The organism is Planococcus soli, assembly GCF_016881065.1.
In the GTDB taxonomy this organism is placed as follows: Bacteria; Bacillota; Bacilli; order Bacillales_A; family Planococcaceae; genus Planococcus; species Planococcus soli.
Window position 1 is genome coordinate 19,462 of record NZ_WXYN01000007.1, and the last position, 19,093, is coordinate 38,554.

Below are 19,093 nucleotides of genomic sequence, written 5' to 3' on the forward strand. Positions count from 1 at the left end.
TTACACTCCATCCATTTTTATGATCGTTTTCAGCTTCCGGAAAATCGCGAGAAATTGCTCTATTTCTTCATCCGCAATATTTTCGGACATCAGCTTCTCGAGATAATCCGTCAACACCTTGTCCAGCTCCGCCAAAACCGTTTGGCCTTTATCCGTCAGTTCCAGCAACTTTTCCCGCCTGTCTGTTGTTTCGACGATCTGAATTACTTCTTTTTGAAGCAGTTTTTTTATGCGGCTCGAAATTGCACTTTTATGTACGGCTTGCATGACAGCCAGTCTGGCTGAAGTAACCCTTTTTTCTTTGCTGATCAGCTTGAGCAATTGAATTTGTTCAGGCGAATACTCTTTCCACAAAGGGTGATCAACAGATTTGATTACCCTTTCAGTTCCGTAAATCATGACATCTTGAAAAAGATCTACCGCTTCTTGTATTCGTTTGTCCATAATAGTTTACCCCCTCAACCAATAATAATAGTCTAGGGGGTAAACCTTCTATGGTCAAGAAAGAACCGCAATTCCACAAAAAAAACCTGTGAACATAAAGTTCACAGGTTGCGTTTATTCAATATCACGCGTAGCCGTATTGCGTATTTCACTTCGTCTTGCGTATACATTTTTCGCGATGGTCTTAATTACGGCATATACCGGAATTGCTAAAATGATTCCCCAAAGACCGGCGATATTTCCTGCCGCCAGGATCAAGGTAATGACCGTCAGCGGATGAACGTCGAGCGATTTTCCCATAACATTCGGCGTGATGAAATTGCTTTCGATCTGCTGTGCGACCAGCATGATAATGGCTACATACACTGCCATGATCGGTTCTTGCACAAGCGCAATGATAATGGCTGGAATGACTGCAATGTAAGGCCCCAAAAATGGAATGACGTTGGTCGCCATACCGATCAGCGCCAACAGCAGTGCATAGTCCAGTCCAATGATCAGGTAGCCGATCAGCAGCATAATTCCCACCAGGAAACTGACAAACAGCTGCCCCTGGATATAGGCCTGCAAGGTTTCATCGATGTCATGCAAGGTTTTGCGGATCCATTTTTTGCGTTCCCCGGAAAAAAATCCGGAAACGAATGGAACAAATTTCTTATGGTCAACCAATAAGTAAACCAAGAAAAACGGCACTAACACCAAGGTGATGACACCTGAGACAAAGCTGGTGATAAAGGAAAGAATCCATCCCCCGACATCACCAAGCCGATCGCCAATTTGTCCGGTCATGCCATTCAGCTGCTCTTCAATGGAATCAGGAAGCCGATCACGCTGGTCGAATATGTATTGACCGTATTCTTCCACACTTTCAATTATTTCAGGTCCATTATCTACCAGTGAATTGATTTGTTCTGTAACAATCGGTCCGATCATTACATAGAACAAATAGAACACCAAGATAATGGATAGCAGAACCGTTAGAACTGCAGCCCATTTCGGAAATCTTTTCTTCATTAGAAAATTCAAAATCGGTCTTGTCAGATAGAACAAGACGCCTCCCAACAACAATGGAACAAAAATTGTTCCTGCAATAATGAATAAGGGATCAAAAATTCCTTGTACTTCAATAAATAATCGAATGATGACTAAAGCCAGGATAATTCCTACTCCCGCTTGAAACCAAAGCTTGTTCGTCAAGCGCCACACTTCCTTTCTTTCAATAGTATACCCAGTTTATCATGAAAGTATGGTATTATATTTTTTTATGTTATTTTGAAATTATCGCGTAAAAAGGAAATTCTAACAAACAAAATATGCGATCAAGCAATGGAGGATTTATTCCAATGGACCAATTATGGCTTACAATTAAATTTTTGCTTCTCGGCCTATTTCAAGGACTTACTGAACCAATTCCCATTTCTTCAAGCGGGCACTTATTAATCGCGCAATACTTTTTGGACGTACAGATCGAAGGAAGTGTTTCAACTTTCGCATTGCTCGTCAACAGCGCTTCGCTGATTGCGGTACTGATTATTTACCGCGATGACATCAAGCGCCTGGTCATCAACGGATTAAAGTACTTTACGGTTAAAAATGCAGAAACAAAGCGTGACTTCCTGTTCGTTGTCTACCTCGTAGTCGCAACAATTCCCGCTGGGGTTATCGGCTTGCTGTTCCAGGATGCGATTGATGAGAATCTTTCGACCATTGTCACAGTCGGTTTGACCTTAATCGTAACTGGTTTCGGCCTCTGGTGGATCCGCAATATGCGCGGACAGCGAAATGACGGCAACATGACGATGAAAGATGCAGTCATCATTGGCTGCGCCCAGGCAGTAGCACTTATTCCAGGAATCAGCCGAAGCGGCGCTACCATTGTTGCAGCTATGGCACGTGGCATTAATCAGGAAACCGCTCTACGCTTCTCTTTCCTGTTGTTTATTCCGATCAGCCTGGGTGGCGCTGTCCTCAGCATTACCGACATCGTCAATGATGACAACCTGGCTTCCATGGCAGTCCCCTACATCATGGCGTTCCTGGGATCTCTTGTCGCTTCTTACTTCTCACTCAAATGGTTCATGAACATCATGGCAAAAGGCCAATTAAAGTATTTTGCAATTTACTGCTTTATCGTTGGTCCTCTTGTCGTTCTGGCATGGTTGGTATTAAATTAATTAAAAGAGACGACCTTTCAATTTTGATTGAAAGGTCGTCTCTTTTTTATCGGTTAAAGAAATTAGCCGTATAATAGGGTTGATTCTCTGCGTTGAACGCTGTGCCTATACCAAGAAAACCAAAATCGGGTTTTACGATATTTTCACGATGTCCCATGGAATTCATCAATCCTTCATGGGCAAAAATACTGCTGTATTGCCCATATGCCAAGTTCTCACCGGCCACATAAAACGCGATATCGTCTTCATTCATCCGGTCAAACGGTGACTGGCCCACCAGGTTGGTGTGGCTGAAATACTTATTTTCCGCCATATCGTCGCTATGCTTGCGGGCCGTCAGTTTAGTCTGTTCATCCCACTTCAATAGCGGCAGATTACGTTGAATACGCGCGGAATTGGTTAATTCAAAAAGCAGGTATTCATATCCTTCTTTCAACTCTTCGTTCGCTTCTGCGTATATTCCAGGACGCGCCTTCTCCAGCTCTTTATGGATAACTTGCACAGCAGTCACTGTATCTTCTTCATGGATATCATAAAAAACGGTTGTATAAGTATTCTCGGTTTTAAATACATCGTATTCTTCCCCAGTATCGAGTATATATTGAACGTTTCCTTTTTGTAGGCTTTTCAGCGGAACCCCAAGCAACGAACGGACTTCCGATTTAGTAGAATCCATCGTTATTCCTTCCGTAGAAGAAATCAAATCCTGGTTTGTGAACATTCCATTCACTTTTCCATCCTCATCGTAAGACAAGAGCACATAATTTTGATAATCCTGATGGTAGCTATGCCAGTCAGTGCCATACTCATTCCGCATTAACCGAAGTGGCATTCCCACTTTTTCCTGCGCTTCGTCCTTGTCCATACCAAGCGTAACATTATGGACCGCAAACAAGGCATCAGGTTCGGCCAATTCCGGTTTTGCCACAGCCTCCGGCATTTCAAGAGAGCTGGAAGCAATCATAGACCGCAGTTCAGTACCCACACGCGAAGTAAAATTTCGAGCGCCATCAAACGCTTGGGATACTTCCGGATCTTCGGTGATGTTCTCAATTGTGCGATCGACAGAATCCAAGAAACTTAAATCGACATATTCACCCACTGGTTCTTCCCAAATCGGGCGCGCAAAAAAAACCGCCAGCAACAAAACCATCAACCAAAAAAGTTTCCGCACACACATCACCTCTTACCCTACAGTTTAATCGCAAACGTATCATCCACAAAGCAAAACGCCTTTGTGAAAGAAAAGCGGAGGCAGCCGTTAAGCCCCGACAAGCGCTGTAAGCCTTATCGGTAATGGCGGTCTTTGCCATTGCTGGTAAGGCTGAAGCGACTCGAGGGGCTGGCTGCCGGAGTCTGGACAAAGAAAAGTGGAGGCGAACGTGTAGCTCTGCCGGGCATAAGACAAACCGGCGAAGCGGCGGTCTTTGCCGCATAGCTGGGTTGGCTTATGACCCAAAGAGCTGGGCGCCGGAGCTGGACAACAAGAAAAGCGGAAGCTGCCATCTAGATTCGACGGGCATAAGACGCTCTGACGTAGCGGCATTTCTTCAGCCGCACAGCCAGAGTGGCTTATGACCCTAGAATCTGGCAGCTGGAGGCTGGACAATAAGAAAAGCGGAACCAGCCGTTAAGCCCCGACAAGCGCTACTAAATCAAAAGAGGGGCCATCAGTTATGATGGCCCCTCTTTTATCCAATTAAAACTCTTCTGTAATAGCCATTTTTTTCGGCGAACTAAAAAGCAAAGTAACTGCCAGACCTAGAACAAACGTCACCAAGCTGGCGATGAGCGTGGCCGAATCGGTCGAGAATCCAGGAAATACTACAAACAAAGACCCGATAATCAGACCGATAATCGCCGCATACGTAACGTAGGTAAAGTGTTCCAACAAATATTGGATCGCCTTGCTGCTGACGATAAATCCAACGATAACTCCAGCACCGATAGCCAGCGCAACTGGAATGTTCAATGTAGTTAAAGCATTGATAGCCGTCGAATAGACACCCAGTAGCAACAGGATAAACGAACCGCTGATTCCCGGCAGCAACATCGCCATACTTGCCAGCCAGCCGGAAAAGAACAGCGTGAAGAAGACAGGTATAGTAAGTGATGTAATCGGCGCCAAATTATCCTCTGTTGGAATAAAGGCGGTAACAGCTAACGCCGCTCCAATAACCACAAGGATAATCAGATGGCGTGAAGTGAAGTTCTTTTTAACTTCCGCTTGTTTCATGATGTACGGAATAACGCCGATGATCAGCCCCATGAAGAAAAACTGCGTCGCTTCATAATGCTGCTCCAATAAATATTCAATAACCCGGCTGAACAGCAGCAGTGTAATGACAACTCCCAGACCAAGTGGCACTAAAAATCCGAGATGTTTTTTCCAATCCCGGCTGAAAAAGCCGCTGATTGCTTCCAATAAACGATCGTAAATTCCTAAAATAAACGCAATCGTGCCTCCGCTGACTCCAGGGATCAAATCACTGATGCCAATTAAGACGCCACGGTATATATTCTTCCATTCCATTCATCTAGTCTCCTTGTCTTAAAAATCACTTTAACCAGTATAGCATGTGTGAAATGGAAACTCGAGCATCACTTTAATCATTCCAATCCAGCGATAAATCTAGCCTAATATCACTTTCGCTTCTTCCACGACGGTCCTCACAATTTCTGCTGCAGCCACTTCCTCAGTCAGGCTCCGGGTCGATTGCCCAGCCCATAACGACATGAATTCAGGATCATCGGCTTTTGCTGCCGCTGCCCGGATATCTTTGGTGATCGTATTTTGAGAAGGGAATGGCAAGGGGACAATACCGGTTTGTTCAAACTTCTCAATAAAATGATTTTTAATGCCGCGTGCCGGACGTCCCGAAAAGCTTTTGGTCACAACCGTGCTTTCCTCATTGCTTTTGAATAGCGCCTGCTTATAAGCTTTATGCGCACCCGATTCTTTAGAGCCGATAAAACGCGTACCGATTTGGACGCCTTGTGCCCCAAGAGCAAGCGAAGCTACCAGCCCACGCCCATCAACGATTCCTCCTGCCGCAATGACTGGAATGCCAACAGCGTCCACTACCTGCGGAACTAAAGACAGCGTCCCAATCTGTGCCCCTGCCGGATGGCGATCAAGCGAAAAGCTGCTGCGGTGCCCTCCTGCTTCACTTCCTTGTGCCACTATAGCATCAGCTCCGGACGCTTCTGCCAGCTTTGCTTCTGCCACTGTTGTCACCATCACGACAATTTTGATTTGCTGTTCTTTAGCAGTTTTCATTTGCCCAGCTGACAGGCAGCCAAAAGCTGTACTAATAATGGGCACACCTTCTTCAACGCAAATATTAAACTGTTCTTCACTCCAATCCGGCGATTGATAGGAGGATTCAATTTCCTGAATCTTCAACTGCGAACGAAAAGGGCTTAATGCCTTCTGGACTTCTTCTAAACGGCTGAAATCATCCTGCACCGGTGCTGCAAAAATATTGACGCCAAACGGTTTTGCTGTTGCGGACTGGATTGCTTTGATTGCTTGCTGCAATGCACCGGGCGGCATATAGGCAGCCCCCAGAGTTCCAAGTCCTCCTGCATTACTGACTTCAACAACCAGCTCAACAGTGGTCGGTCCGCCCGCCATACCAGCTTGAATAATTGGATAATCAATTTTGAACAATTGACAGATTGCTGTTTCCATTGAAATCATGAATAGTCCCCCACCTTCGATTTGAATCTGATTTACTCTTGCTCCAAGTATCCCGTAAACGGCAATGTACAGCAATAGGGAACTTTCTTGCGTGATGCATCGTTCTTTATAGTAAGCAAACATGAGAAGGCGGGATTTAGTATGAAGGGATTCCTTTCACTTTTGGGCATCACTTTAATTGTTGGAGCATGTGGATTAATCCTCTTATCTTTTTACGGCAATCCTTTGGAAAAAGTGATTAACCAGGAAAGAATGTACGCATATATCGAAACACGCCAGAACGACCTGCCAGAAATTCCGCCGCAAAATCAGGTGACTACTGACATTCCTGAACAGGCAGCTTTCACCACTACAGCTTTTACAGCAATTGACAACAGCTGTGACAGAGCCTCCTTGAACGACAAAAGCCGACTCGAATGACGAGTCGGCTTTTTCTTTTCATCAAACAACTAAACGAATCAGGTTGCCAGAAGGATCTTTCACTTCCCAGTAATCATCATATTGTGCAACTTCAGTTCCCATCGAACGCAGATTATCTGCCAGTTTATTTCGTTTTTCACTTTCAATTATTAACGTATAGTAATGCAGGCCTGCTGTTTTTTCGGGCAACGCCGGGATGCCGGTGCCATTCCAAACATTCATGCCAATATGGTGATGATATTTCTGGTCAGCCAGGAACAAGGCCTGACCGCCCATGCTTGTAACCACTTCAAAACCAAGTCCATTTACGTAAAAATTTTTAGCATCCGCCAAGTTTGAAACATGCAAATGGATATGCCCCATTACTGTAGCAGCAGGCATCCCTTTCCACGGCTCTGATGATTTTTGCGCCGCTTCCACTAAACCTTGGGCATCAATCGGGTCTACTGCCATCGAAACTTCATCGTTGCTCCAGTTCCATTGTTCCGGTTCACGATCACGGTAAATTTCGATGCCGTTGCCTTCCGGATCCGACAGATACAAGGCTTCACTGACAAGGTGATCGGAAGAACCCAACTGAACTCCATTCTGGTGGAGGTGAACAAGAACTTTCCCTAAATCTTCTCTGCTCGGCACTAAAATCGCAAAATGGTACAGTCCTGCATAACGATCCTGTTTTGGTGCGATTCCTTCAATGGCCTCAAGCTTCAACAAGACCTTGCCGGCTGCACCCAACTCTACAATCGTCGGCGCTTCTGAAATCACTTCAAATCCAATGATTTCCTCGTAAAATTGTGTCATTTTCTTAATATCCATTACTTTTAATCCTACTTCACCTACATAAGTCACTGGCTTCTGATGAAAGTTCATATATCTCTCTCCCTTTAGTTACTTTATGTAACCAATTATATTTATTAAACTTAACACTGTCAAGTAACTTAATTCCTTTAAAGAATCTACTATTTATGCTATTATTGGAGAAAAGGAGTGAGGAGTATGGATACTTCCGTCATTTGCCCCCGTTTTGAGACAGCTATTTCTCTGCTCAGCCAACGCTGGACAGGTTTAATTATTTACCAATTATTATCCGGTCCCCAGCGCTTCAGCCATTTAACTGAAGTTATCGGCATCAGCGGCCGCCTTTTATCGGAACGCCTGAAAAATCTGGAAGCCGAAGGACTCGTTACACGAACCGTCTACCCGGAAACACCCGTACGAATTGAATATGCATTGACCGAAAAAGGAATTTCCCTAAAACCGGTTATGGATGAAATCCAAAACTGGTCACAAATATGGGTAGAACCAACTGAAACAAGAAAAGTATAAGCGCCTGTGTAGCTCTGACAGGTGTAAGACGATTTGGCGAAACGGCATGTTTTCAGTCGTACAGCCGTATGGCTAAACCAGTTAATCGCACCATACTCCCTCTAAAACAAATAAGAGCTTATCCGGTAAACCGGATAAGCTCTTATTTTATTTTGCCTGCAGTTGTATGATGTGTTTTAATCCTTCATGGGCTGTACTGAATATCGGAGTCTTGCTGTCCAATTGGACAATTGACATGGCCAGCTTTGGGCTGATCCCGACAAGTATGCAGGTGGCTCCTATCAAGTTCAGCGTATCAGTCATCATTTGAATCTGATAGCGGACCTGATTTTCGAACTCCTTGATACCGCTCAAATCGATTAAGACGTACTCGATTTGCTTCTCAGAACATTCCATTAAAACTGTCGCGATCAATTGATCTGTACGATTTTTGTCAAAGTCTCCGATTAAAGGCAAGGCAATCGTCTTGTCCCAGATGTTCAGAATGGGAATCGACAGCTCCTTGATCAATTGCGCACTTCGCTTCTGCTCTTCTGCTTGCATCGTAACATCCATCAGCATAACGATATAGCCCTCAGGTTCATCGCTGCTTCCCATGATGGGAGTGATCACAATATCGGTCATCACTTGATTTCGGATTGTAATGCGCGTTCGATGAACTCCGGTTAGTTTCTGCATAATCTTGTTCTGATGCTCCGGACGCTCGTGGAAATCATCCATGTTCATCCCAATCATTGCTTCGCAATCCGGCATGCCATATAAAGGAGCGACTTCACCCATTAATCGGCATGCTTCGGTATTCATCCATCTGATGGTATAGGAACTATCTGCAATAATGATGGTTTCCCCGATAACATCCAGGGCGTTCAGTAAAAGTATATTTTCCGGGATCTTTCCTATAGCTGGCATGTGTTACCACCTTATCTACTGATTTCCACTTGCTTGTGTTCATCTATTATGCCATAACAGCACAAAAATTAACCATTCTTTCAAAAACTTTATTTTACAGCAGCTGCGACTTTTTCTCTTGCAGCTGAATAGTTGCCGTCAAATCGTTCGACCGTTTCGTTTCTTAGCCAATACGTCACTGGAAACAGCTTATCCAGAAAATAACGATCGTGGGAAACTGCGATAATGGTTCCTGGAAATTCACTTAAGGCATCTTCCATCACTTCTTTTGCTTCCAGATCGAGATGATTCGTGGGCTCATCCAAAATCAGCAGATTGTGGTTTTGATGCATCAATTGAGCGAGTCGAAGCCTCATTCGCTCGCCTCCGCTCAGCTGCCGAACCGGCTCGAAAACCATATTTCCGAAGAATAGGAATTTAGCCAACATTGGCCGTGCATCATATTCTGAAACGGCAACCACGTCGCGGAATTCTTCAATAATTGTTCGATCATTATCCATCTCCAACGTGTGCTGTGACAGATAACCGATCGACAAGCCGCTGCCCAGCTTCACTTCGCCTGCGTCAGCATGCCCTTGGCCCACCAGCATGTTGAGCAGGGTTGTTTTTCCTGACCCATTGGAGCCTACAATTGCCGCGCGGTCTCCATAGCGTATATGCATCGAAACATCATGGAATAAAATTCGGCCTCCGAACTCTTTCCAAATTCCGTCAAGAAAAACGACGTCTTTACCGCTGCGTCCATCTATTTTGAAATCAAGTGCCATCTGTTTTTTTGATAATACCGGGCGGTCGAGAAGTTCGATGCGATTTAGGGCTTTTTCTATACTTTTCGCTTGTCGATGCATTCCTGCGTTTGGCGGATTGGCCCGGTTGGCCCACTCCTTCAGCCGTTTAATGGTTTCTTTCATCTTTTGAATTTTCTTCTGCTGATCTTGGTATTGCTGGAATTCAATCAGCAGGCGAGCTTCCCGCTCTTTGACATAGTTTGAATAATTACCGGCATATTGAATCAAGTCCCCTTGGTCCAGCTCCCAAATATGAGTGACGGTTTCATCCAGAAAATAGCGGTCGTGGGAAACCAGGACGACCGTTCCTTTGTAATGGCTGATGAATGCACCTAACCATTCAATAGCTTCCAGATCCAAGTGGTTTGTCGGTTCATCCAGCAGCAACAAATCGGGTTTCTGCAAAAGCAGCTTTGCCAAGCCCACTTTTGTTTTTTCCCCTCCGCTCAGATGTCCCCATTGCTCAAATTTCAGTTGTTTGATTTTCAATCCATTCAGCACCTGATCAATCTTCAGATCAATGTCGTAGCCGCCGCGCTGAATAAAATCATCCTGCAACGTGCCATAGCGCAGAAGCAGACGTTCCAACTCTTCTGAAGATGCCTTTTCCATCTCGTGTTCCATCTTTGTCAGCTGCTGCTGGATAAGCGTCAGTTCTGAAAACACAGTGATCATCAGCTGCTCTACAGTCTGCTCTCCCTTTTCCACAGGCGACTGTTCCAGCAAGCCGATGCTGCAGTCTTTTTTCCATGTCACAACTCCCTCAGTGGGCTGTAAGGTTCCAGCCAAAACATTCAAAAGAGTAGTTTTCCCTTCTCCGTTTCGTCCGACAAGACCGATGCGCTGACCGTACATCACTTCCCCTTTTATTTGGTTGAATAGTTTTTGCGTCGCAAAATGGCACAGTATTTGTTGAAATTGGCTAATGATCATGTTCCTCTTCCTCTCACTTGAAGAGACGCATGCACAGCAAAAAAGGCACGCCAGGAGGCATGCCTTTGCTAAAATCCGTTTGCAGGCAGATGTCTCTTACTGGTAATTTTCACTCGATGCAGTTGGCTGAAAAAGGACAGACTTGTCCCGTACAGCTGCTGCAGTGAAAGTAACGCCATGAAGAATGTATAGATATTCCTGACATTCTGTCATGCGCTTACCAGTTTGATTCATCCTACCCACCTCCTTCATTTATTTCTTATATCATACATTTCCTGCTGTTTTCCGTCAATAATTTGACGGAATATTCTTTTTTATCTTTTTCTCCGCTTAAAAGTAGGTATAAATTCCTTAAAATCGGGAAACATTAAAGTAACAGCATTTCAGCAGAGAGGGGGATCAGGAAATGTCCATGTATTCCAAGTTGGCTTTTGACAACGATACCCGAAAAGTAGAAAAGGCTTTGAAAAAGTACGAAGACAAAAAGACTGAAGCTTTGGTGTTGCTGGCGGAAATTGACATGCTTGAAAAAATGGAAGATGTACAGGACGCAGAGCTATGGAGACGGCAATCAATGAAGGAAAAGTTAGTGGCAGTAGAACGACAGCGAAGAGGATTAAAAGAAACCATTACAAACTACGTAGAAAAGTACGGAGATCAGGACCTTCATCGCTATACGGAACTGCTGATGGAGCTTGAAAATGACAAGGCAAAATAAACAAAAACAGGGATCCTGATGGATTCCTGTTTTTGTTTATTCTTTTCCCGAAGAATTTTTGCCAATCGATTGAAGGATATCCCCCATCCATCCCTTTCGTTTCAAATAAAGATACAGGACGAAGGTCGAACCAATAATCACGAGCAACGCCCCAATGTAACCGAACTGCCATTTCAATTCTGGCATGTTTTCAAAATTCATTCCCCAAAGGGCCCCCCATGCCATAATCGGTGTGAACAAAGTGGTTAGGACCGTTAAAGTTTTCATGATTTCGTTGCCTCGGTAATTGGCCACTACATTTTCGATATCAACCATGTTATTGACTTCGTCCTCGTAAGAATTGACGAGCATAACACAGCGTCCAATGCGGATAGCCGTCCGTTGGTATTCAGTTTCTTCCGTGACACTTTTCCCAAACGTTTCTTCAATCGCCATTTTGATTTCCTGGAACCCCATGATCAGGTGCTTCCATAAGAGAATTTCATGACGTACATTTTCGATTTTCTCTAAAGTTTTTTTATTGTTTTTCTCTTTGATTGCCCACAGCAAATCATGCAGGCGCTCTTCAAAACTATCAATTTTATGTAATATAGAAGCTACCATTTCGCCTAGGATGATCATCATCACTTCTACAGAAGAGGCAGCGCCTTCCATTTGATGCAAAATTTCTTCTTTCTCCAAATCTGCATCTTTTTCGAAATCAATTTTATTCGTAACAAAGACTTCATGGGACAAATAGAAATGAAAAACCTCACGTGAACCTTCAGACGTTGCACTTTGCCGGTAAATCAAGGAACCCCACAGCGATTCCTTTCCGCTTTCGATAGTATGTGTATGAAGGATATTCACTGCAGGATTTTTTGATTTGTCGATCCATCTGAGCATTTTTTCATTTTTGGGAAGGAATTTGCGGAAGCTATAGTCTTCGACACCGTCCTCCTCATGCCAAACTGCATTTTCAAACGTATAATGCGGCATTATCATGTCTCCTTTCGACCGTTCGGCGCGATGCAAAAAGCAAGCCAGTACTTGGCTTGCCTACTCTTTTTGCTGCGTATTGTCCTTGTATTTTTCATTCGAGTTTTCCTTGTATTCCAAATCCCTGTTCGGCATCGGGTCCATATCCTTTTCAGGCGGCATATTCCGGCGCGGCTCAACTTCTGGAATCAGCTCTTCGCCTTCTTTGCTTTTACGGTCTTTCTTCATCCAAAACACCTCCTTGGACTTCTGTTATACGGTAAATACCCGTTTTATTTTTTTATAATCCAAGGAAACGATTTTGCTTATTGAACGGCCAGTGATTCAATAAGCGCTGCATCATCCGGATACGCCATCTCCAAGTTTCCGAGTTCAGAAATCGGTTTCCAGGCAACTGCCTCTATCCATTCGTCGCCGTCTTGCAAGGCGATTACACCACCTGTCACTTCCACTTTGAAATAAGTAACTTCAAAGGAAACTGCCGAGTCTTCGTACTGACCAGCTCTGATGTTCAACTTCTCTACGACACGAACTGTCAAGCCAGTCTCTTCAAAGAACTCCCTCGTACAGCATTGTTCCACTGTTTCGCTCTCTTCAAGACCGCCCGCTGGAACTGTCCACTTTTTTTCCTCACCGGGAACGCCTTGCAACACCAATAACACTTCGTTTTTTTCGTTGACGCACACGCCCGCTGCGCCTTGCCAATTCGACATTTTCATGAGATCTCTCCTATAGCTTTTTCAATACAAGCAGTTTTCTTCTTTGTTAGGCACTACACTGCCAGCTCTTTTTACGTTACCACACATTTCAGCACACGGGAGGGGGTTGTGCAAATAATTCAGAGCAAAACAAAACAGCTTGCCGAAGCAAGCCGTTTAACCGGGGGCCTTACTCTGCCTTTTTTCTTTGTTCCTGTTCCAGTACAATGCCATGAGTCGCATCCGGCAGGCCAAGATCTCCTGAGAAACCATTTGCTCTGTAGAAGGCATCCGCTGAAGAGGAGTCTGTCCGGACAACTAGTTCGCGGAAATGTCCATGTGCATCCTTTAGAATTTGCTGCAATAATTTCGTTCCGATTCCTTGCCGGCGGGCATTTGCAGAAATATAAAATCTTCGCAGCCTGCCTACACCTTCTTTAGTGGAATAAGGGTCGCGGTTTAAACCGCCGATTGCCACTAGATGATTATGATGATCCCACACTCCGTATAGCACTTCGCCTGTTTTATTGAATGTATTGCTTCCATCTTCGTACTGGTCGACGAGCCTTCTCAAAAAACGATAGCCCTCTGCTTCACTTTCTTCCACCAGCTTTGAAACGTCTACTTGCTGTAAGTCCTGGATTTCTTTGATTTCTACTGCCATGTCGCATCCTCCTCATTATGGATAACCATTTCCACTTGCGGATTTCCTGCCATTAGCTTGCTCTTTCAGTGTATAGCAGTTAGGTTTCGATTGCCAATAAATATCAGAATTTTCTTTCAACATAAACAAAACAGACTGCATGTCCTAAATTGCAGGCTGTTTTGTATATCAAACTGAATCTTCAATTGCTGATTTCCTATCTTCTGTTTTCTTGATGATGAAAATGCTCGCTTCATAGAGGCTCGCCATTGGAAGAAAGACCAGCAGATGGCTCAGAAAATTCGGTGTGCAGAAGTTGAACCCGCATTCTGCTGATTGGTATTGGCGCCGATAATTCCTTCACCGATCAATGCACCCTTTGCAATACCTAAAATTTTTAAAAAGTCACGCCGTGAAAAGTTCTTTTCTTTTTTTGCCATTACGCTGTCCCCCTTGTGATGATTAAAGTTCAGGAAATTACAACAAAATTCCCCAATTTACAATAAGGCAGCCCTTCAAAATATCAGGACTGCCTTGAACTTAATTATGTATACAAAAAAGCCAAGGGAATGAACACCTCGGCTGTGTAGCATTATGGTATTAGTTTAAAACTTTGATCGTAACGTCTTTACGGCCCCATTGTAGAGCTGCATCTTGTGATGGAATGAATAGATCAATTTTGTTTCCTTTGATTGCGCCACCAGTATCGCCAGCGATTGCTTCTCCGTAACCTTCAACCCAAACTTTAGAGCCTAGTGGAATTACTGAAGGATCAACTGCGATTACTTTTTGGTTTGGATTTGAACGAAGGTCAATTCCAGTTGCTGTAGTTCCTGAACATCCTGCACAGTAAGCTGTGTAAGCTGTTGCAGACACTGTCATTGTTTTACCAGATTGTGTTGAAGCTGCTGCAGGAGCTTTTTCTGCAGGAGCACTTGCTGGTGCTGGTGCTTTTGCTGGTGCCGCTGATTTTGCAGGTGCTGCTGGCGCTGCTGCAGTTTTAGCTGGTGCTTTTTCTGCTGTTGCAGTTCCGCCTTTGACAACCAATTGCTCACCCGGGAAAATAAGGTGTCCGGAAACGCCATTCCAGCTGATTAAGCTGTCCAATGAAATTCCGTGTGCACTAGCGATTTTGAATAATGTGTCGCCAGATTTTACTGTATATGTTGAGTTGTCCGCTTTCGTTTCTGATGCTGCTTGTCCATCAACTTTAAGTTCCTGGCTCGGCAAGATCAAGTCTGAGGATAAATTGTTTAGTCCTTTTAAGCTTTCTACTGATACGTTCTTATCTTGTGAAATTCCCCAGAGAGTGTCTCCTGATTGAACTGTATACGATGATGAAGCACTAGCTGACGTAGCTGCTCCCACACTTAACGCTGCGATAGCAGTTAGTGTAACGATTTGCTTTTTCATAAATTGAAATTCCTCCTTTTCACTAACAGGAATGATCATAACACCTCGACATTTCAGGAACATGACAGAATGGCAGATAGAACATAACAATTGCGTGACACGATCGCCCGCTTTATTACAGGCTGTAATAAAACTGATAATTCGCATCGAAGTCTTATAATTCCGAACCTTATTTTAAATGCCTGGAGGTTAAAGATCCGAATTGGATCGAACCAACTTTCTTCCATTACCGCTGCTACAGCAAAAAACTGCGCAGCTATCCAACACTTCTGATTTGCCGGCAAATAAAATCATTGCACCAACTTCTACACCAAGAAATTGTGCTTAGACAGTTTATCTCCTATATATGAGGGAATATTAAAAAGTTGTTTATAGAAAATGAAAGGAGGAAGTCACTTGAAAAATATCACTTCGGTTTTTTGGATCTCATTAATAATTTGCATTGGCCTGGTTGCTTGGGGACTGGCTTCACCTCAAGGCTTCCAGACACAGACGGGCGAATTGACAGCAGCCATCTCCAGCACATTCGGCTGGTATTATCTTTTGACAGTCTTTCTAATTCTGATTTTCTGCGTGTACTTGATATTCTCAAGATTTGCTAATTTGAAGTTAGGAAAGCCTGGAGATAAACCTGAATTTTCTCTCGTATCGTGGTTTGCCATGCTATTTAGTGCCGGAATGGGGATGGGGTTGGTTTTTTGGACAACAGCCGAACCAATTTCACACGCATTCATCAGTTCTCCAAATGCTGAACTGGGGTCAGATCAGGCAATTCAGGAAGCAATGCAATTCTCTTTTTTCCACTGGGGACTGCATGCATGGGCCGTATACGGAATCGTTGCACTCGTTTTGGCTTACTTTAAGTTCCATAACGATGCCCCCGGTTTAATCAGTGCAACGCTGATTCCTTTATTCGGCAAAAAACTGATGGCCGGACCACTTGGAAAACTGATCGATACGCTGGCGGTCTTCGCAACAGTAATCGGCGTTGCTTCAACGCTTGGATTCGGATCTGCTCAAATGAATGAAGGGATTTCCTTTTTATTCGGCACACCGAATACATTTGCATTCCAAATGCTGATTCTTGCTGTCGCAACAGTCCTTTTCATTGCCTCTGCCTCTTCCGGGATCGGACGCGGCATCAAGTACTTGAGTAATATCAATATGGTTCTTGCCTTTGTTCTGCTTTTGCTCTTATTGATTGTTGGACCGACACTTTATATTTTTAACTCATTTGCTGATGCTATTGGCGGTTATATGACCAACTTCTTCTCCATGAGTTTTAACCTTGAGCCAATTAATGAAGAGCGGCGGGCTTGGGTAGATGGCTGGACAGTATTTTACTGGGCATGGTGGATTTCCTGGGCACCATTTGTCGGCATTTTCATCGCCCGCATTTCCCGCGGACGGACAGTTAAAGAATTTATGCTCGGTGTACTGTTGGTTCCTTCACTGGTATGTTTCATCTTTTTTGCGGTATTTGGGGTTTCTGCTTTAAACCTTGAACAAAACGGTATCGCCAAAATTTCTGAATACAGTTTAGAAACAGCAACATTCGGGGTGTTGCAATATTATCCACTCGGAACTTTACTGTCTATTATCACATTGTTTGTCATCGCGATTTTCTTTATCACTTCCGCCGATTCGGCTACGTTCGTACTCGGCATGCAAACAACTGGCGGCATGTTGAATCCGCCGAATTTGGTTAAGATCACTTGGGGGCTTATCCAGTCGGCTGTTGCTGCTATCGTCATTTATACCGGCGGCACACAAGGACTGCAAAATGCCCTGATCATTGCGGCCCTGCCTTTTTCTGTCGTCATTATTTTAATGGGAGTCTCCTTTCTCAAGGCGGCTTCTCATGATCCATTAGCCAAAAAGAATAAAAGGCAGTAAAAAATAAGAGCCGGCACATAAAAATGTGCCGGCTCTTATTTTTTGTTATTTAAAAACGCTGGTACTGTGCAGGGGCTGCACTTTAGATTTTGGATCCAGATAGGATTTTGCATTATTAATGGCAGTCGGCGCTTCACCGAAGCCTACGGCAATCAGCTTGACTTTGCCTTCATATGTGGCAATATCACCTGCTGCATAAATGCCGGGAATGCTCGTTTCCATCTTGGAATTGACGATGACCGAGTTTTTATCCATCTCGAGCCCCCACTCTTTAATGGCGCCTAATGAAGTGATATTGCCGTAGTTGACAATAACGTGATCTACATCAAGGCGTTCTTCATTGCCTTCTTTGTCAATCAGTACAAGCTCGCTGACCTGGCCGTTTTCACCAACCAGCTCTTTAACGCCATATGGCTTTTTCACTTCCACTTTTGATTCCATTAAAACATCGATATTTGCCTCGTGAGCAGTCATCTTGTCTCTGCGGTGGCTTAATGTCACATGGGATGCCACATTTTCAAGCATCATTGCCCAGTCAACCGCTGAATCGCCGCCGCCTAAAACGACGACTTTTTTATCGCTGAAAAGAGTCAGATCTTTCACACCATAGTGAAGTGTTTTGCCTTCGAACGCTTCGCATCCTTCAACTGCAAGTTTGCGGGGCTGGAATGCACCAACGCCGGCAGTCAGCAAAATCACTTTCGTGTAGTGGAGGCCTTTATCTGTCTGAATCACAAAGTGATCCTCGTGGCGCTCAGCAGCTGTAACGGTTTCTTCCAGACAAATTTCGGGATCTCCATATTTCGCCTGCTGGACCAGGTTATCCACCAGGTCTTTCGCTAACACTTTCGGAAATCCACCTACATCGTAAATGAATTTATCCGGGTACAGCTCAGTCAGCTGACCGCCAAGCTGCGGAAGGCTGTCCAAAATCTTTACTTTCATTTTGCGCATACCGCCGTAAAAGGAAGCAAACAGGCCAGTTGGCCCGCCGCCAATAATTGTAATATCAAAAACTTCGCGTTCTTCCATTTATAACACTCCTAATCTAATCAATATCTATATCCTATCATATTTACCCCGGATTCACGCCATTGGACTTATGGCGGAAATTTAAAAAATAAAAGTTTGAATTATCCGTCTTTTATCCTTAAACTGAAGAATGGATAGAACAGAGAGGATGAGGACAGTGGATTTAGGAATCAAGGAAAAAGTCGTAGTAGTTATGGCGTCAAGCAAAGGTTTAGGCAAAGCGACGGCACTCGAATTCGCCAAGGAAGGTGCGACCGTCATCATCTCAAGCCGCAGCCAGCAATCACTGGATGCAACTGCTGCTGAAATAAAAGAAGCTACTGGAAACCAGCAAGTGTTCTCCCATGTTTGCGACGTCTCCAAAGAACAGGACATAGAGGAATTATTTCAATTTGTCGTCAAGCAATTTGGCCGAATTGACGTATTGATCAATAACACGGGCGGCCCGAAAGCTGGCGGCTTTGACGCAGTGGAAGATGCCGACTGGTACAAGGCGTTTGATCAAAATCTGCTGAGCTACATCCGAACTTCGCGCACAGTGCTTCCTTACATGAAGAAACAGCAATTCGGACGCATCATTAATATCTCCTCTTCTTCGACAAAGGAAGTGATTGACGGCCTGATCTTGTCCAATACTTTCCGGGCAGGAATGGTGGGCTTTTCGAAGACGCTGGCCCGTGAAGTCGCAAAAGACAATATTCTGGTCAACACGGTCGGACCTGGCCGGTTTGGCACAGACCGGGTAGCAGAACTGGATCAGATTGCAGCAGATAAACAAGGCGTTCCGATTGAGCAGATCATCCAAAAAAGCAAAGCTAATATCCCAGCTGGCCGTTATGGTGATCCTGAGGAATTCGCTAAAGTTATCGTTTTTCTCGCTTCTGCTGCCAATTCTTATTTGACAGGACAGTCACTGGTTATAGAAGGCGGTTCATTAAAAGCACTGTAATGTGCCAAATCATTATACAGCCAACCCAAAAATCGATATACTGGAAAATGAACAAATTATAAAGGAGAT

At 44.3% G+C, this 19,093-nt stretch carries 22 protein-coding genes; 6 read left to right on the plus strand and 16 right to left on the minus strand.

The window, feature by feature from the left end; genetic code table 11:
- Together GJB59_RS02410 and GJB59_RS02415 are read right to left on the minus strand one after the other, a co-directional pair.
- Positions 1–444 carry a MarR family winged helix-turn-helix transcriptional regulator gene (locus GJB59_RS02410; protein WP_142827375.1) on the minus strand — a complete coding sequence of 148 codons (444 nt, stop codon included), beginning with the start codon at positions 442–444 and terminating at the stop codon, positions 1–3.
- Positions 445–558: 114 nt separating this feature from the next.
- Entirely contained in the window at positions 559–1,641 is a 1,083-nt protein-coding gene (locus GJB59_RS02415; RefSeq protein ID WP_142827376.1) for an AI-2E family transporter, read from the minus strand.
- Between the two features lie 146 nt (positions 1,642–1,787).
- Here GJB59_RS02415 and GJB59_RS02420 point away from each other — a divergent pair, with 146 nt between their 5' ends.
- Positions 1,788–2,618, plus strand: coding sequence for an undecaprenyl-diphosphate phosphatase (locus GJB59_RS02420; protein WP_142827377.1), 831 nt, complete (start codon positions 1,788–1,790; stop codon positions 2,616–2,618).
- Positions 2,619–2,664: 46 nt separating this feature from the next.
- Here the strand turns inward: GJB59_RS02420 and GJB59_RS02425 are convergent, their stop codons facing one another.
- The 3 genes from GJB59_RS02425 to GJB59_RS02435 form a co-directional block, all read right to left on the minus strand.
- The gene (locus GJB59_RS02425; RefSeq protein ID WP_142827378.1) at positions 2,665–3,792 is read right to left on the minus strand and encodes a CAP domain-containing protein; all 1,128 of its coding nucleotides are present in this window, start codon (positions 3,790–3,792) and stop codon (positions 2,665–2,667) included.
- Positions 3,793–4,317: 525 nt separating this feature from the next.
- Complete coding sequence (locus GJB59_RS02430) at positions 4,318–5,151, minus strand: DUF368 domain-containing protein (protein ID WP_142827379.1); 834 nt, start codon at positions 5,149–5,151, stop codon at positions 4,318–4,320.
- A gap of 99 nt (positions 5,152–5,250) precedes the next feature.
- Positions 5,251–6,321, minus strand: coding sequence for an NAD(P)H-dependent flavin oxidoreductase (locus GJB59_RS02435; RefSeq protein ID WP_142827380.1), 1,071 nt, complete (start codon positions 6,319–6,321; stop codon positions 5,251–5,253).
- Positions 6,322–6,462: 141 nt separating this feature from the next.
- Here GJB59_RS02435 and GJB59_RS02440 point away from each other — a divergent pair, with 141 nt between their 5' ends.
- Positions 6,463–6,741: a hypothetical protein gene (locus GJB59_RS02440; RefSeq protein WP_142827381.1), complete on the plus strand. Its 279-nt coding sequence runs from the start codon at positions 6,463–6,465 to the stop codon at positions 6,739–6,741.
- Between the two features lie 21 nt (positions 6,742–6,762).
- Here the strand turns inward: GJB59_RS02440 and GJB59_RS02445 are convergent, their stop codons facing one another.
- The gene (locus tag GJB59_RS02445; protein WP_142827382.1) at positions 6,763–7,611 is read right to left on the minus strand and encodes a VOC family protein; all 849 of its coding nucleotides are present in this window, start codon (positions 7,609–7,611) and stop codon (positions 6,763–6,765) included.
- A gap of 126 nt (positions 7,612–7,737) precedes the next feature.
- Between GJB59_RS02445 and GJB59_RS02450 the strand changes: the two genes are divergently transcribed.
- Positions 7,738–8,067, plus strand: a complete 330-nt coding sequence (locus GJB59_RS02450; protein WP_142827383.1) for a winged helix-turn-helix transcriptional regulator — start codon at positions 7,738–7,740, stop codon at positions 8,065–8,067.
- 147 nt (positions 8,068–8,214) lie between these two features.
- Here the strand turns inward: GJB59_RS02450 and GJB59_RS02455 are convergent, their stop codons facing one another.
- From GJB59_RS02455 to GJB59_RS02465, 3 genes are all read right to left on the minus strand, one after another.
- Entirely contained in the window at positions 8,215–8,976 is a 762-nt protein-coding gene (locus GJB59_RS02455) for an STAS domain-containing protein (RefSeq protein ID WP_142827384.1), read from the minus strand.
- An 89-nt stretch (positions 8,977–9,065) separates the two neighbouring features.
- A complete protein-coding gene (gene abc-f, locus GJB59_RS02460) occupies positions 9,066–10,697 on the minus strand; it encodes a ribosomal protection-like ABC-F family protein (protein ID WP_142827385.1) in 1,632 nt (543 codons plus the stop codon).
- A 96-nt stretch (positions 10,698–10,793) separates the two neighbouring features.
- A complete protein-coding gene (locus GJB59_RS02465; RefSeq protein WP_185960016.1) occupies positions 10,794–10,931 on the minus strand; it encodes a hypothetical protein in 138 nt (45 codons plus the stop codon).
- A gap of 172 nt (positions 10,932–11,103) precedes the next feature.
- On the opposite strand from GJB59_RS02465, the gene GJB59_RS02470 reads away from it, so the two are divergent.
- A complete protein-coding gene (locus GJB59_RS02470; RefSeq protein WP_142827386.1) occupies positions 11,104–11,415 on the plus strand; it encodes a hypothetical protein in 312 nt (103 codons plus the stop codon).
- A gap of 36 nt (positions 11,416–11,451) precedes the next feature.
- Here the strand turns inward: GJB59_RS02470 and GJB59_RS02475 are convergent, their stop codons facing one another.
- From GJB59_RS02475 to GJB59_RS02500, 6 genes are all read right to left on the minus strand, one after another.
- Positions 11,452–12,393 carry a magnesium transporter CorA family protein gene (locus GJB59_RS02475; RefSeq protein WP_142827387.1) on the minus strand — a complete coding sequence of 314 codons (942 nt, stop codon included), beginning with the start codon at positions 12,391–12,393 and terminating at the stop codon, positions 11,452–11,454.
- Positions 12,394–12,453: 60 nt separating this feature from the next.
- Positions 12,454–12,621, minus strand: a complete 168-nt coding sequence (locus GJB59_RS02480; RefSeq protein WP_185960017.1) for a hypothetical protein — start codon at positions 12,619–12,621, stop codon at positions 12,454–12,456.
- Positions 12,622–12,698: 77 nt separating this feature from the next.
- On the minus strand, positions 12,699–13,106 hold the full coding sequence (locus GJB59_RS02485) for an NUDIX hydrolase (protein ID WP_142827631.1): 408 nt from the start codon (positions 13,104–13,106) through the stop codon (positions 12,699–12,701).
- A 175-nt stretch (positions 13,107–13,281) separates the two neighbouring features.
- A complete protein-coding gene (locus GJB59_RS02490) occupies positions 13,282–13,755 on the minus strand; it encodes a GNAT family N-acetyltransferase (RefSeq protein ID WP_142827388.1) in 474 nt (157 codons plus the stop codon).
- Positions 13,756–14,027: 272 nt separating this feature from the next.
- Positions 14,028–14,174 carry a hypothetical protein gene (locus tag GJB59_RS02495; RefSeq protein ID WP_236015374.1) on the minus strand — a complete coding sequence of 49 codons (147 nt, stop codon included), beginning with the start codon at positions 14,172–14,174 and terminating at the stop codon, positions 14,028–14,030.
- A gap of 160 nt (positions 14,175–14,334) precedes the next feature.
- Positions 14,335–15,147, minus strand: a complete 813-nt coding sequence (locus GJB59_RS02500) for a LysM peptidoglycan-binding domain-containing protein (RefSeq protein ID WP_142827389.1) — start codon at positions 15,145–15,147, stop codon at positions 14,335–14,337.
- 396 nt (positions 15,148–15,543) lie between these two features.
- On the opposite strand from GJB59_RS02500, the gene GJB59_RS02505 reads away from it, so the two are divergent.
- Entirely contained in the window at positions 15,544–17,043 is a 1,500-nt protein-coding gene (locus GJB59_RS02505; RefSeq protein ID WP_142827390.1) for a BCCT family transporter, read from the plus strand.
- A gap of 45 nt (positions 17,044–17,088) precedes the next feature.
- On the opposite strand, the gene GJB59_RS02510 is transcribed toward GJB59_RS02505, so the two are convergent.
- Positions 17,089–18,075, minus strand: coding sequence for an NAD(P)/FAD-dependent oxidoreductase (locus GJB59_RS02510; RefSeq protein ID WP_142827391.1), 987 nt, complete (start codon positions 18,073–18,075; stop codon positions 17,089–17,091).
- Between the two features lie 157 nt (positions 18,076–18,232).
- Between GJB59_RS02510 and GJB59_RS02515 the strand changes: the two genes are divergently transcribed.
- Positions 18,233–19,024 carry an SDR family oxidoreductase gene (locus tag GJB59_RS02515; RefSeq protein ID WP_142827392.1) on the plus strand — a complete coding sequence of 264 codons (792 nt, stop codon included), beginning with the start codon at positions 18,233–18,235 and terminating at the stop codon, positions 19,022–19,024.
- Positions 19,025–19,093: the final 69 nt, after the last annotated feature.

Excerpts from the sequence above, each read along its gene's own strand:
- GJB59_RS02450 (WP_142827383.1), top strand. The coding sequence starts at position 7,738 with ATGGATACTTCCGTCATTTGCCCCCGTTTTGAGACAGCTATTTCTCTG.
- GJB59_RS02485 (WP_142827631.1), bottom strand. The coding sequence starts at position 13,106 with ATGTCGAATTGGCAAGGCGCAGCGGGCGTGTGCGTCAACGAAAAAAAC.
- GJB59_RS02465 (WP_185960016.1), bottom strand. The coding sequence starts at position 10,931 with ATGAATCAAACTGGTAAGCGCATGACAGAATGTCAGGAATATCTATAC.
- GJB59_RS02435 (WP_142827380.1), bottom strand. The coding sequence starts at position 6,321 with ATGATTTCAATGGAAACAGCAATCTGTCAATTGTTCAAAATTGATTAT.
- GJB59_RS02495 (WP_236015374.1), bottom strand. The coding sequence starts at position 14,174 with ATGGCAAAAAAAGAAAAGAACTTTTCACGGCGTGACTTTTTAAAAATT.
- GJB59_RS02500 (WP_142827389.1), bottom strand. The coding sequence starts at position 15,147 with ATGAAAAAGCAAATCGTTACACTAACTGCTATCGCAGCGTTAAGTGTG.
- GJB59_RS02410 (WP_142827375.1), bottom strand. The coding sequence starts at position 444 with ATGGACAAACGAATACAAGAAGCGGTAGATCTTTTTCAAGATGTCATG.
- GJB59_RS02440 (WP_142827381.1), top strand. The coding sequence starts at position 6,463 with ATGAAGGGATTCCTTTCACTTTTGGGCATCACTTTAATTGTTGGAGCA.
- GJB59_RS02470 (WP_142827386.1), top strand. The coding sequence starts at position 11,104 with ATGTCCATGTATTCCAAGTTGGCTTTTGACAACGATACCCGAAAAGTA.
- GJB59_RS02490 (WP_142827388.1), bottom strand. The coding sequence starts at position 13,755 with ATGGCAGTAGAAATCAAAGAAATCCAGGACTTACAGCAAGTAGACGTT.
- GJB59_RS02480 (WP_185960017.1), bottom strand. The coding sequence starts at position 12,621 with ATGAAGAAAGACCGTAAAAGCAAAGAAGGCGAAGAGCTGATTCCAGAA.
- abc-f (WP_142827385.1), bottom strand. The coding sequence starts at position 10,697 with ATGATCATTAGCCAATTTCAACAAATACTGTGCCATTTTGCGACGCAA.
- GJB59_RS02445 (WP_142827382.1), bottom strand. The coding sequence starts at position 7,611 with ATGAACTTTCATCAGAAGCCAGTGACTTATGTAGGTGAAGTAGGATTA.
- GJB59_RS02475 (WP_142827387.1), bottom strand. The coding sequence starts at position 12,393 with ATGCCGCATTATACGTTTGAAAATGCAGTTTGGCATGAGGAGGACGGT.
- GJB59_RS02510 (WP_142827391.1), bottom strand. The coding sequence starts at position 18,075 with ATGGAAGAACGCGAAGTTTTTGATATTACAATTATTGGCGGCGGGCCA.
- GJB59_RS02430 (WP_142827379.1), bottom strand. The coding sequence starts at position 5,151 with ATGGAATGGAAGAATATATACCGTGGCGTCTTAATTGGCATCAGTGAT.
- GJB59_RS02455 (WP_142827384.1), bottom strand. The coding sequence starts at position 8,976 with ATGCCAGCTATAGGAAAGATCCCGGAAAATATACTTTTACTGAACGCC.
- GJB59_RS02420 (WP_142827377.1), top strand. The coding sequence starts at position 1,788 with ATGGACCAATTATGGCTTACAATTAAATTTTTGCTTCTCGGCCTATTT.